This is a genomic window from Streptomyces sp. TAA040 (assembly GCF_000424845.1).
In genome coordinates this window covers 28495-43263 of sequence record NZ_AUKR01000008.1, presented here as the reverse complement: position 1 = coordinate 43263, position 14769 = coordinate 28495, and the positions used below count along the sequence as shown (strand labels likewise).

General features: G+C 73.9%; 12 protein-coding genes. 5 read left to right on the top strand and 7 right to left on the bottom strand.

The features are described from left to right. Nucleotides 1-74: 74 nt before the first annotated feature. Nucleotides 75-1712, bottom strand: a complete 1638-nt coding sequence (locus tag H300_RS0108270; RefSeq protein ID WP_078515811.1) for a molybdopterin-dependent oxidoreductase — start codon at nucleotides 1710-1712, stop codon at nucleotides 75-77. Nucleotides 1713-1866: 154 nt separating this feature from the next. Here H300_RS0108270 and H300_RS0108265 point away from each other — a divergent pair, with 154 nt between their 5' ends. The 5 genes from H300_RS0108265 to H300_RS0108250 all read left to right on the top strand — a co-directional run bounded on the left by H300_RS0108265 (nucleotide 1867) and on the right by H300_RS0108250 (nucleotide 7463). Beyond that, the gene (locus tag H300_RS0108265) at nucleotides 1867-3159 is read left to right on the top strand and encodes an FAD-dependent oxidoreductase (RefSeq protein ID WP_028427057.1); all 1293 of its coding nucleotides are present in this window, start codon (nucleotides 1867-1869) and stop codon (nucleotides 3157-3159) included. A gap of 89 nt (nucleotides 3160-3248) precedes the next feature. Beyond that, nucleotides 3249-3977: a DUF1365 domain-containing protein gene (locus tag H300_RS25700; RefSeq protein WP_037979594.1), complete on the top strand. Its 729-nt coding sequence runs from the start codon at nucleotides 3249-3251 to the stop codon at nucleotides 3975-3977. Further along, on the top strand, nucleotides 3974-5299 hold the full coding sequence (locus tag H300_RS25695; RefSeq protein WP_486583658.1) for a class I SAM-dependent methyltransferase: 1326 nt from the start codon (nucleotides 3974-3976) through the stop codon (nucleotides 5297-5299). Before H300_RS25700 ends, H300_RS25695 begins: the two co-directional genes overlap by 4 nt. After that, a complete protein-coding gene (locus H300_RS0108255) occupies nucleotides 5296-6636 on the top strand; it encodes an SAM-dependent methyltransferase (RefSeq protein ID WP_028427056.1) in 1341 nt (446 codons plus the stop codon). Before H300_RS25695 ends, H300_RS0108255 begins: the two co-directional genes overlap by 4 nt. Next, nucleotides 6633-7463, top strand: coding sequence for a DUF1295 domain-containing protein (locus tag H300_RS0108250; protein ID WP_028427055.1), 831 nt, complete (start codon nucleotides 6633-6635; stop codon nucleotides 7461-7463). Before H300_RS0108255 ends, H300_RS0108250 begins: the two co-directional genes overlap by 4 nt. A 104-nt stretch (nucleotides 7464-7567) precedes the next feature. On the opposite strand, the gene H300_RS0108245 is transcribed toward H300_RS0108250, so the two are convergent. The 6 genes from H300_RS0108245 to fdhD form a co-directional block, all read right to left on the bottom strand. Further along, nucleotides 7568-8935, bottom strand: a complete 1368-nt coding sequence (locus H300_RS0108245) for a cryptochrome/photolyase family protein (RefSeq protein WP_028427054.1) — start codon at nucleotides 8933-8935, stop codon at nucleotides 7568-7570. Nucleotides 8936-9067: 132 nt separating this feature from the next. After that, nucleotides 9068-9826, bottom strand: coding sequence for an anti-sigma factor (locus H300_RS0108240; protein ID WP_028427053.1), 759 nt, complete (start codon nucleotides 9824-9826; stop codon nucleotides 9068-9070). Further along, on the bottom strand, nucleotides 9823-10407 hold the full coding sequence (locus H300_RS0108235) for a sigma-70 family RNA polymerase sigma factor (RefSeq protein ID WP_028427052.1): 585 nt from the start codon (nucleotides 10405-10407) through the stop codon (nucleotides 9823-9825). The genes H300_RS0108240 and H300_RS0108235 overlap by 4 nt, the downstream gene beginning before the upstream one ends. Before the next feature lie 237 nt (nucleotides 10408-10644). After that, nucleotides 10645-11478, bottom strand: coding sequence for an aldo/keto reductase (locus H300_RS0108230; RefSeq protein ID WP_028427051.1), 834 nt, complete (start codon nucleotides 11476-11478; stop codon nucleotides 10645-10647). Between the two features lie 170 nt (nucleotides 11479-11648). Beyond that, a complete protein-coding gene (locus H300_RS0108225) occupies nucleotides 11649-13487 on the bottom strand; it encodes a long-chain fatty acid--CoA ligase (RefSeq protein ID WP_028427050.1) in 1839 nt (612 codons plus the stop codon). A 209-nt stretch (nucleotides 13488-13696) separates the two neighbouring features. After that, entirely contained in the window at nucleotides 13697-14542 is an 846-nt protein-coding gene (gene fdhD / locus H300_RS0108220; protein WP_028427049.1) for a formate dehydrogenase accessory sulfurtransferase FdhD, read from the bottom strand. Nucleotides 14543-14769 lie beyond the last annotated feature (227 nt).

Here is a 14769-nt window from a genome sequence, read left to right as displayed (position 1 = left end):
TCCTGGGTGGGTGGGGAGCTCCGCCTGTCGGAGCCCCCGGGGACACGGGTACGAGTGCGCATGCGGGTCGGTGGTCACTTCACGTTGACCACCACCGAATGCCGCCCGGTCGCGCCGTCGGGGACGGTCCCGACGCGCTCTGCGGTCTGTGTGCGGCCGTCGCCGTCGGTCGCCCGGACTTCCAGCCGGTGGCGCCCCGACTCGGCGGGCCAGTCCCACGTCCACTGCCGCCAGGTGTCGGCGGTGTGCTCCGCGGCCAGCCGGGCTTCGGTCCACGGGCCCTCGTCGACCCGCACCTCCACCCGGTCGATGCCGCGGTGCTGGGCCCAGGCGACGCCCGCGACCCGCACGGTGCCGGACTCCGGGGAGGCCAGTGGCTTGGGAGTGTCGATGCGCGACTGGGTCTTGATCGGCGCGCGTCGCGCCCAGCTCCGCTTGACCCAGTACACGTCGTAGTCGTCGAAGGTCGTCAGCTCCAGCTCGGTCAGCCACTTGCAGGCCGACACGTAGCCGTACAGGCCGGGCACGACCATCCGGACGGGGAATCCGTTCCGCAGCGGCAGCGGCTCCCCGTTCATGCCCAGCGCGAGCATGGCGTCCCGGCCGTCCAGCACCGTCTCGACCGGGGAGCCCAGCGTGATGCCGTCCACCGACCGGGCGACCAGCTGATCCGCCGGGCCGCCGGCGGAGGGGGCGCGTACGCCGGCCTCCCGCAGCAGGTCCGCCAGCGGTACGCCGATCCAGCGCGCGTTCCCGGCGTACGGGCCGCCGACCTGGTTGGACACGCAGGTCAGCGTGATGTCGCGCTCGATCAGGTCGCGGCGCAGCAGGTCCTGGTAGTCCAGGACCAGTTCGCGCCGGACGCCCCGGCCGTGGATGCGCAGCTTCCAGGTCGTGGCGTCCACCTTCGGCACCACCAGGGCGGTGTCGACCCGGTAGAAGTCCTTGTTCGGGGTGACGAACGGGGCGACCCCGTCGATGCCGAGGTCGGCACCGCCCGGGATCGGCGCCGCGGGGGACGCCGGCTCCGGGAGCCGGACGTCCGCCCGGGACGCGGTTGCCTCGGCCCCGCTGGACTCGTTCAGACGCCGACCCAGAACGCCTGCGCCCGCCGAGGCAGCCGCTGCGGCAGTGGCCGCGACCACGAATCCACGCCGGTCGAAACCGGCGGCGGCCCGCTGCCCGTCGGAGGTACCCGGGGACCGGGTACGGCTGTGCAGCCGGTCGATCAGCAGCCGGAGCACCACGGCCCCGGCCGCCGCACCGGCGAGCGAGGGGAGCGCGTCGAGCGGACCCCCGTCCGGGCGGCTCGCGGCCGCCGCGGCGCCGACGGCGCCGAACGCCAGCACGGCGGCCGTCCCCGCCCAGCGGTACCGCAGGGCCACGAGCCCGACGGCCAGGGCGAAGAGGGCGAGGACCGCCAGGATCCCCGCCTGGAGAACCAGCTTGTCGGAGCTGCCGAAACTGCGGATGGCCCAGTCCTTGACCGCGCTGGGCGTGCGGTCGATCGCCGCGCTCCCCACCGCCGTCACCGGACTCGCCTGCGGCCGGATCGCGGCGGAGAACAACTCGGCGGCCCCGAGGGAGGCCCCGCCGGCGAGGAGCCCGCTCAGTGCGGCCGCACCCGCCCGCAGTGCTCGCGGGCCGCGTCGCGAACCGGCCCCGGAGGCTCGCTGCGTCGTCGCTGCTTCTTCTTCCGTCACACCCCGCATTCGGCGCAGGGCCGTCTGCGGATTGGCCGTTCACCCGAAAGAATTCAATCCGCCGCCGCTCCGAAGAAAATGCCGGACCGGACCCATCCAAACGGCCGTCGGCGCCGAAGACCTGGTAACAGGCTTTTTCCGGGCCTGCTGAGAGAGGAGCGGAATGGCAGGGCAGCAGCGGCGGACAGCGGTGATCGGGAGCGGGGTCGCGGGCCTCACGGCCGGTTACGTACTGCGACGCCGGGACCGGGTCACGCTCTACGAGGCCGACGACCGGCTGGGCGGCCACGCCCACACCCAGGACGTCGTGTCGGCCGACGGGCGGGTGCGGGGGATCGACACCGGGTTCATCGTGCACAACGAGCGGACCTACCCGAACCTGCTCAGACTGTTCGAAGAGCTCGGGGTCGCCACCCAGAGGTCGGAGATGAGCATGTCCGTGCGCTGCGAGGGCTGCGGGCTGGAGTACGCCGGTGCCCGGGGCCCCGCGGGGCTGCTCGCCAGCCCGCGCCACGTGCTGCGCCCGCGCTACCTGCGGATGCTCGCCGAGGTGCCGGCCTTCCACCGGCAGGCCCGCCGGGTCCTCGCGGACGGCAGCGCCGCGGGGCTCACACTCGGCGAGTTCCTGGCGCGCGGCCGCTTCTCCCCGTACTTCGTCACCCATTTCATGACGCCGGTGGTCTCGGCGGTGTGGTCCTGCACCCCGCGGACGGCGCTGCGCTACCCCGCCCGCTACCTGTTCCGCTTCCTGGACCACCACGGCATGCTCAGCGTCACCGGGTCGCCCACCTGGCGCACGGTCAGCGGCGGGTCCCGCGAGTACGTGGGGCGGATCGCCGAGCGCCTCCACCGGGTGCGCACGTCCACCCCGGTGCACCGCGTGCGGCGGACCGCCGACGGCGTGCGGATCACCACCGCGGACGGGGACGCCGAGGACTTCGACGCGGTGGTCGTCGCGGTGCACCCGAACCAGGCGCTCCGGTTGCTCGCCGACCCCACCGACGAGGAGCGGGACGTGCTCGGTGCCTTCCGGTACTCCCGCAACCCCACCCTGCTGCACACGGACACCGCCCTGCTGCCGCGCAGCCGCGGCGCCCGCGCCTCCTGGAACTACCTGATGCCGTCCTGCGACACCTCCGCAGACGGGGTCAGGGTGAGCTACGACATGAACCGGCTCCAGCGGCTGCCCGAGTCGGGCGGCGGCGGGCCGGACCGGGGCACCCGGTACGTCGTCACGCTCAACGGCACCGAACGCGTCGACCCGGCCCGGGTGCTGTCCCGGATGGTCTATGAACATCCCGTCTACACACCGGAGTCGGTGGCGGCGCAGCGCAGGCTGCCGTCGCTCGCCACCGCCGTCACGGCCTACGCGGGCGCCTACCACGGGTGGGGGTTCCACGAAGACGGCTGCCGGTCGGGGGCCGCCGCCGCCCGCGCGCTGGGGGTGGACTGGTGACCCCCGCCCCGTACCCGCGCGGCACGGGCCCCGTCGCGCCCGCGGCGGAACCGTCGGAGGGCGCCGCGTCCGCCGGGGCCGTCCCGCCCGTGCCCGGGCCCGGCCTGTACTCCGCCGAGGTGGTGCACGTACGGACCGGCCCGGTGCGGCACGTGGTGCGGCACCGCACGTACATGTGGCTGGTCGATCCGGACCGGCCGCCGCGGCTGCCCCGGCTGCTGCGACCGCTGGCCCGGTTCGAGGCCCGCGACCACTTCGGCGGCACCGCACCGACGATCAGGGCGGGGCTCGACAGGTTCCTTGCCGCCCGCGGAGTGGACCTGGACGGCGGACCGGTCCGGATGCTGGCCAACGCCCGCGTCCTGGGCCACGTCTTCAACCCGCTCACCCTCTACTGGTGCCACCGGCCGGACGGAGTCCAGGAGTGCGTGGTCGCCGAGGTGCACAACACCTACGGCGAGCGCCACTGCTACCTGCTGCGTCCCGACGCGGCGCACCGGGCCCGGGTGCCCAAGGAGTTCTACGTCTCGCCGTTCTTCCCGGTCGACGGCGGCTACCGGATGCGGCTGCCGGTGCCCCGGGAGCGGCTCGACGTCACCGTCCGGCTGGAGCGGGAGGGCGGTCGTCCGTTCACCGCGACCCTGCGCGGGAGCCGTCGCCCCGCCACCGCCCCCGCGCTGCTGCGGGCGGCGGGCCGGCACCCCTGGCCGACCCTCGCGGTGTCGGCCGCCATCCGGGCGCACGGCGTCCGGTTGTACCTGCGCGGCCTGTCCGTGCGTCCCCGTCCCCGACACAGCCCCCAGGAGGGTGTGGAGTGAGCGTGCCCGTGTACACAGAGCCCACGGCGGTCGACGCCGCCCGTTGGCCCGATGTGGCAGTCGTGCCGCGCGCCTCGCGGGCGCGCGTGCTGGTCACCGAGCGGTTGGTGCGCCGGATGCTCTCCCGGCTGCCCCTGCGGGTACGGTTCCCCGACGGCAGCTCGCTCGGCCGCGGCGGTCCGCTGGTGGAGCTGCGCGACCCGGAGGCGTTCTACCGCAGGGTCGGGACCGGCGGGCTGATCGGGTTCGGCGAGTCCTACATGGCGGGCGAGTGGGACGCGCCTGACCTGGTCGGGGCACTCACCGTCTTCGCCGAGAACCTCGGCACCCTGGTGCCGCCCGCCCTCCAGCGGCTGCGCCGTCTCTGGGCGCTGCGGCAGCCCGGCTCCCAGCGCAACACCCCGGAGGGCTCGCGGGAGAACATCCAGCGGCACTACGACCTCTCCAACGAGCTGTTCGCGCTGTTCCTCGACGAGACGATGTCCTACTCGGCTGCCGTCTTCCGCGGTCTGCCCGCGGAGTACGACCGGCTCGCCGCGGCCCAGCACCGCAAGATCGACCGGCTGCTGGACCTGGCCGGGGTCGGCCCGGGTACCAGACTGCTGGAAATCGGGACGGGCTGGGGGGAGCTGGCACTGCGCGCGGCCGGACGCGGCGCCGAGGTGGTGACCGTCACCCTCTCGGCCGAGCAGCGCGAGCTGGCCCTCCGCCGGGTCGAGGAGGCCGGGCACGCGGACGCGGTCACCGTGCTGCTGTCCGACTACCGCGAGGTGACCGGCGCATTCGACGCGGTCGTCAGCGTGGAGATGATCGAGGCGGTCGGCCACGAGTTCTGGCCGGCGTACTTCCGGACCCTGGACGGGCTCCTCGCCCCGGGCGGCCGGATCGCCCTCCAGGCCATCACCATGCCCCACGACCGGATGACGGCTTCCCGGGACACCTTCACCTGGATTCAGAAGTACATCTTCCCCGGCGGCCTCGTGCCCTCCGTCGAGGCGGTCGAGGAGATCACCGCCCACGAGACCGGGTTGCGGGTGGCCCGCCGGGACAGCTTCGGTCCGCACTACGCCGAGACGCTCCGGCTGTGGCGGGAGCGGTTCACCGCCCGGGCGGCCGAGGTCTCCCGGCTGGGCTTCGACGAGACCTTCCAGCGGATGTGGACCCTCTACCTGGCCTATTCGGAGGCCGGGTTCCACGGCCGCTACCTGGACGTCCAGCAGTTCGTGCTCACCCACCGCGCACCCGCCACGGCACACCGCGCGGCCCGGGGCGTGCCGCGTACCCCCGACCCCGTACGGAACAAGGAGAAGAGCACCTCGTGAGCCAGGCAGCACCCCGACTCGCCCGGTTGCTGAGCCGGCTGACCGGCGGCCCGCTGCCGGTCGGCGTCCGGGCCTGGGACGGCAGCCGGGCCGGGCCCGCCTCCGGCCCGGTGGTCGTGATCCGGTCCCGGCGCGCCCTGCGCAGACTGCTGTGGCAACCGGGCGAGCTGGGGCTCGCGCAGGCGTACGTCACGGGTGAGATCGACGTGGAAGGCGACCTCACCGAGGGCTTCCGCACCCTGTGGGGCGCCGTGCGGGAGGGCCGGGTCCGCCCGCCCCGGCTCGGGCCGGGCGACTGGCGGCTGCTCGCGACCGCGGCCGGCACCGCTCTGCGGCTCGGTGCGGTCGGGCCCCGTCCGCCCGCACCCGCCGCCCAGGCGCGGCTCCGGGGCGATCTGCACAGCAAGGCGCGGGACCGGGACGCGATCAGCCACCACTACGACCTCTCCAACGACTTCTACCGGCTGCTGCTGGACGACTCGATGGCCTACTCCTGCGGGTACTGGACGGCCGACCCCGCGGACCCCGGCTACGGACCGGCCGACGCCCAGCGCGACAAGCTGGAACTGGTCTGCCGCAAGCTGGCGCTGCGGCCGGGCAGCCGGCTGCTGGACGTCGGCTGCGGCTGGGGGTCGCTGAGCCTCCACGCCGCCGAGCACCACGGGGCCGAGGTCACCGCCGTCACCCTCGCGGCCGAGCAGGCGGACTTCGTCCGCGCCCGGGCGCGGGAACGCGGGCTGGAGGACCGGGTGGACGTCCAGCTCTGCGACTACCGGGACATCGGGGCGGGACGCTTCGACGCGGTCTCCACCATCGAGATGGGCGAACACGTCGGTGACGCCGAGTACCCGGGCTTCGCCGGGATGCTGCACGGCCGGCTCCTCCCGCGCGGCCGGGTGCTCGTCCAGCAGATGTCCCGCGGGGCGGATGCACCGGGCGGCGGCGCGTTCATCGAGTCCTACATCGCGCCCGACATGCACATGAGGCCGCTCGGCGAGACCGTGGCCCTGCTGGAGGGCGCGGGACTGGAGGTTCGCTCGGTCCAGGCGATGCGGGAGGACTACGTGCACACGGTGCGTGCCTGGCACCGCACTCTGGAGGAGCGCTGGGACGAGTTCGCGGCCCTCGTGGGCGTGCAAACGGCCCGGGTGTGGCGGCTGTACCTCGTCGGCGGGGCCCTCGCCTTCGAGGAGGGGCGGATGGGCCTCGACCAGATCCTCGCCGTCCGGCCCTCCGCGCAGGGCGACAGCGGCATGTCCGGCAGCCCGTCGCACTGGTACGCCGGGGAGACACGCGCCGGGGCCGGTGCGCCGGCCCCGCAGGAGGGTGCACGATGAACGGATTCGACTGGGGCGCCTTCGGCGTCAACCTCGCCGTGGCGCTCGGGGCGGCGCTCGCCGTGCTGCTGCTGACTTTCTGTGTGGCGCTGGTCAAGGGCCTGCACCGGATCGTGGACGTCGCCTGGGGGCTGGGGTTCGCGGTGGTGGCGCTGGTCACCCTCGCGCTCTCCGCCGGACACGCGGACGATACCCGGCGCGTGGTGCTGACCGTGCTCACCGCGGCCTGGGGCGTCCGGCTCGCGGTGCACATCGGCCGGCGCGGCCGCGGCCACGGCGAGGACCCGCGGTACGAGCGGATGCTCGACAAGGCGCCGGGCAGCCGGAACGCCTACGCGCTGCGCAAGGTGTACCTGCTCCAGGGCGTGCTGGTCTGGCTGGTCTCGCTGCCCGTCCAGGCCGGCCAGTACGCCCCCGGGCGGTTCGGCGTGCTCGCCGGAGCCGGGGTGCTGCTGTGGCTGGTGGGCCTGTTCTTCGAGGCGGTCGGCGACCACCAGCTGGCCCGGTTCAAGGCGGACCCCGCGAACCGCGGACAGGTGATGGACCGCGGCCTGTGGCGGTACACCCGGCACCCGAACTACTTCGGCGACTTCCTCGTCTGGTGGGGTCTCTTCCTGGTCGCGCTCGGTGACTGGCCGGTGCTGCTCACGGTGGTGTCACCCCTGGTGATGACCTACCTGCTGACGAAGGGCAGCGGCAAGCCGATGCTGGAGCGGCACATGGCCGAGCGGCCGGGCTATGCCGAGTACGTCGCCCGGACCAGCGGGTTCTTCCCGCTGCCGCCGAAGCCGAAGGGGCCGGCCGCGGGGGAGCGCGGCACCTCCTGAACCGCCCCGTCCCCCGCCGCGCGAGTCCGGGCCCCGCGGGCCCGGGAGGGCTCCGGAGCCGGACGGGGGCGGGGCGGGACGGAGGGGCGAGGCGCCGGGGCCGCTCAGTCGACGCCGCGGGCCTGCTTGAAGCGGGTCAGCCCGTCGGCCAGCGCGATGATCGGGTCCGGGTAGTCCAACCGGGCCCGGTCGAGTCCGGTCAGCTTCCAGGGCTCGTGAATCCGCCCGCCAGGGACGTCGGCCAGCTCCGGCACCCAGCGGCGTACGTAGCAACCGTCCGGGTCGAAGCGCTTGGCCTGCGTCACCGGGTTCAGCACCCGGTTCGGCCGGGTGTCGGTGCCGGTGCCGGCCATCCACTGCCAGTTCATCTGGTTGTTCGCCACATCGCCGTCCACCAGCAGGTCGAGGAAGTGGCGGGCGCCGATCCGCCAGTCCACGTACAGCGTCTTCGTCAGGAAGCCGGCCGTCAGCAGCCGGGTCCGGTTGTGCATCCATCCCTCGTGCCGCAGTTGCCGCATGCCCGCGTCCACGAGCGGGTAGCCCGTCGCCCCGTCCTGCCAGGCCTCGATGTCCGAGGCCGCCTCGGACGCGTCCCGCCAGTGGTCGTGCTTGCCGCGGTAGTCGGCCTGGGAGGTGTGCGGGCGCGCGGCCAGCACCTGGTGGTGGAAGTCCCGCCAGGCGAGCTGCCGCACGAAGGCCTCGGCACCCGGGCCGCCGCGCTCACCGGACCGCCGCACCAGCTCCACCGGGGAGAGGCAGCCGAAGTGCAGGTACGGGGAGAGCCGGGACGTCGCGTCGCCGGGCAGGTCGTCGTGCCGCTCCCCGTACTCCCGCAGACCGCCGCGCAGCCACCGCTCGAACCGCCGCCGGCCCTCCGCCTCGCCGCCGGCCGCCAGACCCGGTGAGGTGCCCGGCACCTCCATGCTCGGCAGCGCCGCCGAACGGACCTCGGGGACCCGCACCGCGCGGGGGGCCGGCAGCGTCCCGCGGACCCCGGTCGCCGCCCACCGGCGGAAGTACGGGGTGAAGACGGCGAAGTGGTCGTTGCCGGCGGGGGTGACGGCGCCGGGCGGCAGAGCCGTCACGACCGCGTCGTGCACCCGCAGCCCGCAGCCCGTCCCGTCCAGTGCCTCCTCCAGCCGCTGCTCGCGCCGCCGGGCGAAACCGCTCACCCCCGCGGCGAGGTGCACCCGGTCCGCCCCGGTGGCGTCGACCACCGCCCGCACCTCCCGGTCCACCGGACCCGAGCGGACCACCAACCGGCCGCCGCGCGCCCGCAACGCGCGGTCCAGCGCGGCCAGGCTCTCGGCGAGGAACCGGCGCCTGTTCGGTACCGCGAAACCGGCCGCCTCGACGTCGGGATCGACGACGAACAGCGGCACCACCTCGTCCGCCTCCTGCAGCGCGGACCGCAGCGGCGGGTGGTCGTGCACCCGCAGGTCCGACGTGAACAGCACCACGGACACACTCACCGAATCACTCCCGAAACTCGTTCGCCGCGTTTGCGCGCTTTCCCCGGCCGGCCGCCCGTGGCCCTGCGCCCCACCGCCGAGGGTGGGGCGCAGGGCCACGGACGCGAGGAGCCGACGGGGGCCGCGGCGGCCTCAGGCCGCCGGGAACTCCATCTCGGCCAGCGGGTCGGAGGTGGGCTCCGGTGACCCGCCGTCCGGCTCCACGGTGATGCCCATGCCGGAGGCGTCGCCCACGTCCCCTTCCATCAGCACCGCGCCGGTGGATGCACTCTGCGGCATCAGACCCGCGGACCGCATGGTGCCGTTGTCGTTGAACCAGAGCTGGTAGACCTTGCCGCTGGGAGCCTCGGGCATCCCGGAGGCCAGGAACACCGCCCGGTCCCGGCTCTCGGAGACGACCACGCTGCCGGTCGCTCCGCCCGGCAGTTCACCCGAAAGAGACTTCGCGTCCGGGGCGGCCAGCACCCGCGCCAGCTCCTCGGAACGCTCCTCGACCTGCTGCGCCCGCTGCCTGGCGTCCTCGGCGGCCTGGTACTGCCAGACCGCAATTCCACCGAAGGCGGCCGCGCCCGCCAGGCACGCGGCCAGCACCAGCCGGGACAGCGCCCGCGCCCTGCGCACCGTCCGCACCGGAGCCGAACCCGCTCCGGGAACCTTGGGCGGGTCCTGGCGCACGGTGGTGATCCGCCGCAGCACCCGCGACCTCATCTCCGCGGACGGGGTCACGGCCACCGCCCGTCCGAGCCGCTCGGCGGTCTCGGCGAGCTCGGCCACCTCGCGGGCGCACGACTCGCAGGCGGCCAGATGCCGCTCGAACTGCTCCTCCTCGGTGGCCGACAGCGCGTGGAGTGCGTAGGCACCCGTCAGCGTGTGCAGATCGGCGCTCGTCATGCGCTCACCCCCAGGCAGTCGCGAAGCCGGATGAGCCCGTCACGGAGCCGCGTCTTGACGGTGCCCAGCGGGAGCGCCAGCAGATCGGCGACCTCGCGGTAGGTGAGTCCGCGGTAGTACGCCAGCGTCACCGACTGGCGCTGGCGTTCGGTGAGGTTGCGCAGGCACCGGCGGACCTGCTCCCGCTCCAGGCGCGCCTCCACCTGCTCCGTGACCTCGTCGAACGCGGGCGTGCGGTCCAGCAGCGCCGCCCGGTGCTCGCGGTCGGTCGCGGCCTGGGCGGAGCGCACCCGGTCCACCGCCCGGCGGTGGGCCAGTGTCATGACCCAGGCCATCGCGGTGCCCCGGTCCGGCTGGAAGTGCACGGCGCACCGCCACACCTCCACCAGGACCTCCTGGGCGACCTCCTCGGCCTGGGCGGGGTCGCGCAGCACACTGCGCACCAGCCCGAGCACCGGGCCGGAGACCCGGTCGTACACCGCGGCGAACGCCTCGGTGTCGCCGCGTGCCACGTCGGCCATCAGCGCGTGAAGATCCGGCCCGGACTCCGCGGTGCCGGCCAGGTGGACGGACTCCCTCATACGGCCCGCCTTCCGGCCCGTGACGGGGCCGCGGGGCTACCGCGGTCCGCTGGCGTGCTGGACACCATCTGACTCCTCCTCTTGCCGGCTTCGTGCGGTATTCGTCGCAGCCGGTGCCGAGGATTGGTCCGCAGCACCACTGTGCCCCGTGTCACGGTGCGCCGTATTCGGCAGGGACGCGGCGCACGGCGGCACGGGGCACGTCGCGGCCCCGGGGGCCAGGAGCGCGGGGCCGCGTCAGCGGGTGTCCTCCTTGTCCGGGTCGGCGCCCAGACGGGTCTCGGTGTTCAGCGAGGCGAGGGCGTTCATCTCGGTGGTGTCCAGCTCGAAGCCGAAGACGTCGATGTTGGCCCGGATGCGCTCGGGGGTGACGGACTTGGGGATCACCACGTTGCCCAGCTGGAGGTGCCACCGGAGGATGACCTGCGCCGCCGTCCGTCCGTGCTTCTCGGCGACCGCCGCGATCTGCGGATCGTCGAGGATCGCCTTGCCCTGACCCAGCGGGGACCAGGCCTCGGTGGCGATGTCGTGCGCGGAGTGGAAGGTGCGGGCCTGCTCCTGCTGGAGGCTGGGGTGCAGCTCGATCTGGTTGACGGCGGGTACCACCGTCGTCTCGTCCAGCAGCCGCTGGAGGTGGTGGGGCTGGAAGTTGGAGACGCCGACGGCCCGGGCCCGCCCCTCGGCGTGGAGCCGCTCGAAGGCGCGCCAGGTGTCCACGAAGCTGTCGAACATCGGCAGCGGCCAGTGGATCAGGTACAGGTCCACGTACTCCAGCCCGAGCCGGTCCAGCGAGGCGTCGAAGGCCCGCAGCGCGTTGTCCTGGCCGTGGTCGCTGTTCCAGAGCTTGGTGGTGACGAACAGCTCGTCGCGCGGCACGTCCGAGGCGGTGACGGCTCTGCCGACACCCCGCTCGTTCCCGTACACCGCCGCGGTGTCGATGCTCCGGTAGCCGGACTCCAGCGCGCGGCCGACCGCGACCTCCGCTTCGCCGTCCGGGACCTGCCAGACGCCGAAGCCGAGCTGCGGCATGGCGACACCGTTGTTCAAAGTGATGGTCGGAAGAGTGCTCACGTGCGGGCGGTCCTCATCTCGATGGCGTGTGTACGTACACCTCACGGGAACCCCGAAACACCCCGTCGCATTCCTGTACGGGCCGCGCAACCGCAGTTCATCATGGTCCGGCGCGGGCACCCCGGCAGCCGGCCCGGCACCGCCTTCGTGCCCGGTCCTTCGGGACCGGGTCACGTCGACCGCTGGTAGAGGGCCTCGATCTCGCCCGCGTAGGCCTGCTCGATCGCCCCGCGCCGCAGCTTCAGGGAGGGGGTCAGCATGCCCTGCTCCTCGGTGAACCGGGTGCCCAGTATCCGGAAGGTGCGGATCGCCTCCGCCTGGGAGACCCGGGTGTTCGCGGCGATCACCGCCCGGCGGATCTCGGCCTCCAGCTCGGTGTCCCTGACCAGCTCGGCCGCCGGAAGCTCGGGCTTGCGCCGCATCGCCAGCCAGTGCGACACGGCCTCGGGATCCAGGGTGATCAGCGCCGCCACGAACGGGCGGTCGTTGCCGACGACCACGCACCGGTCGACCAGCGGATGCGTGCGCACCCGGTCCTCCAGCACGGACGGCGAGACGCTCTTGCCGCTCGCCGTCACCAGCAGCTCCTTCTTCCGTCCGGTGAGGGTGAGGTACCCCTCGCCGTCGAGGCGCCCCAGGTCCCCGGTCGCCAGCCAGCCCCGGTGCAACGCGGCGGCGGTCGACTTGGGCAGGTTGTGGTACCCCCGGAACACGTGGTCGCCGTGCAGCCACACCTCGCCGTCGTGCGCGAGGTGCACGGTGGTTCCCGGCAGCGGACGGCCGACGCTCCCGAAGCGCACCCGCTCCGGGGGGTTCGAGACCGCGGCGGCGGCGGTCTCGGTCAGCCCGTACCCCTCGAAGATCCGCAGGCCGGCGCCGTCGAAGTACAGGCCGAGCCGCCGGTCCATCGCCGAGCCGCCGGACATCGCGTGGCGGCAGCGACCGCCGAGCGCCTGCCGGAGTCTGGAATACACCATCCGGTCGTACATCTGGTGCTGCACCCGCAGCGCCGCCCCCGGGCCCGGCCCGTCACCGAAGGCCCTCAGCTCCACTGCCTCCGCGTAGCGCACCGCCACCTCCTCGGCCTTGTCGAAGACCGCCTCCCTGCCCTCCCGCTCGGCCTTGCGCCGCGCCGCCCGGTGCACCCGTTCGAAGAGGTGCGGCACGGCCACCAGAAAGGTGGGCCGGAACGCGGCGAGGTCCGGCAGCAGCGCGTCGGCGGACATCTCCGACTGGTGCCCGAGTTTCACCCGGTGCCGCACGGCGGCGACCTGGGCCATCCGTCCGAACACGTGGGCCAGCGGGAGGAACAGCAGGGTGGACGCCCGATCGTCGCCGTCCGGGCCGGACCGGAACACGTGCTCGTACCGCTCCAGGACGGCGTCGCACTCGGTCATGAAGTTGGCGTGCGTGAGCACGCACCCCTTGGGACGGCCCGAGGTGCCCGAGGTGTAGACGACGGTGGCAACGCTGTCAGGGGTCAGCGCCATCCGGTGCCGTCGGACGACCTCGTCCTCCAAGGCGGCTCCGGCCGCCCGCAGTTCCTTCTCGGCCCCCGCGTCCAACTGCCACATCCGCTGGAGCAGCGGCAGCCGGTGCACCACCGAACCGATCGTCATCGCGTGGTCCTCGTGTTCCACGAGGATCGCCGAGACCTGGGCGTCGTGCAGGATCCAGTACACCTGCTCCGTCGCCGCCGTCGGATACACCGGAACCGACTGGGCCCCCACCGACCAGAGCGCGAAGTCGAACAGCGTCCACTCGTAGCGGGTGCGGGACATCAGGGCCACCCGGTCGCCGAACCGCACTCCCTGGGCCAGCAGCCCCTTGGCGAGGCCGAGCACCTGGTCGCGGAACTCGGCCGCGGTCACGTCCTGCCACTGCCCGGAGGGGTCCTTGCGGGCCAGTGCGACGCGCTCCGGGTCGGTGCCCGCGTACTCGAAGACGGTGTCCGCCAGCCCGCCGACCTTCGGCGCGGTGGCCTGGGCGGGAACGGTGAACTCGCGCAATGGCTGCTCTCCTCGGTGTCCTGCGCCGAAGCGCCCGAGCGCCCAGCTTCGTGACGCTATCGGACTCCCGGCTCTCACGTGAAGAAAACGCCGCAGGCCCCCGCGAGGAGGGCGTTGCGGAGACGGGCGCCGCCTCCCGGCCCGGGAAGCCGGGAGGCGTGGAGGGCGGTGGCGGGGAGGTGGGGAGGCGGGGAGGACCCGAGGGGGAGTCAGGCCGGGCCGGCGGCCGCGCCCAGCGCGAGCCGGTGCTCGCCCGTGTACACGTTCATGGAGGTGCCGCGCAGGAAGCCGACGAGGGTCAGGCCCGCCTCGGCGGCGAGGTCCACCGCCAGCGAGGACGGTGCGGACACCGCGGCCAGCACCGGGATGCCCGCCATCACGGCCTTCTGGGCCAGTTCGAACGAAGCCCGTCCGGAGACCAGCAGCACCTGCTCGGCCAGCGGCAGCCGGCCCTGTTGCAGGGCGCGGCCGACCAGCTTGTCGACCGCGTTGTGCCGACCGACGTCCTCCCGCACGTCGAGCAGCTCGCCGTCCGGGGCGAACAGCGCCGCCGCGTGCAGCCCCCCGGTCCGGTCGAAGACCCGCTGCGCCTCCCGGAGCCGGTCGGGCAGCGCGTACAGCAGCTCGGGACCGACCCGGAACGCCGCGTCGCCGATCGGCCAGCGGGTCGTGGTGCGCACGGCGTCCAGGCTGGCCTTGCCGCACAGTCCGCAGGAGGAGGTGGTGTAGACGTTGCGTTCCAGGGCGATGTCGGGCACCGGCACCCCGGGGGCCAGCCGCACGTCCACCACGTTGTAGGAGTTGGACCCGTCCTCGGTGGCCCCCGCGCAGTAGACGATGTTCGCCAGTTCCGCGTCCCCGGCGAGCACGCCCTCGCTCACGAGGAACCCGGCCGCCAGTGCGAAGTCGTCCCCCGGGGTGCGCATGGTCACGGCCAGCGGCTTGCCGTTGAGCCGGATCTCCAGTGGTTCCTCGGCGACCAGCGTGTCCGGTCGGGTGCTGACCGCACCGTCGCGGACCCGCACGACGCGGCGGCGTTCGGTGACCCGTCCCATGCCTTCACTCCCGGAATCGTCCGTGTGCGTTGCCGAACCGGCCCGACGCGGCGGTCCGTGTGCGGGTCCGCCGCGCGCCGAGCAGGCCCGCTCCATCCTCGCGCACCCGCCCGCCGGTACGCGGCCGGCGCCACCGTGCCGGCAGGCGGGTGCCGCCGGCCCGGCGCGGCCGGTGCGGCCGGTGCGGCCGGTGCGGCCGGTGCGGCCGGTGCGGCCGGTGCGGCCGG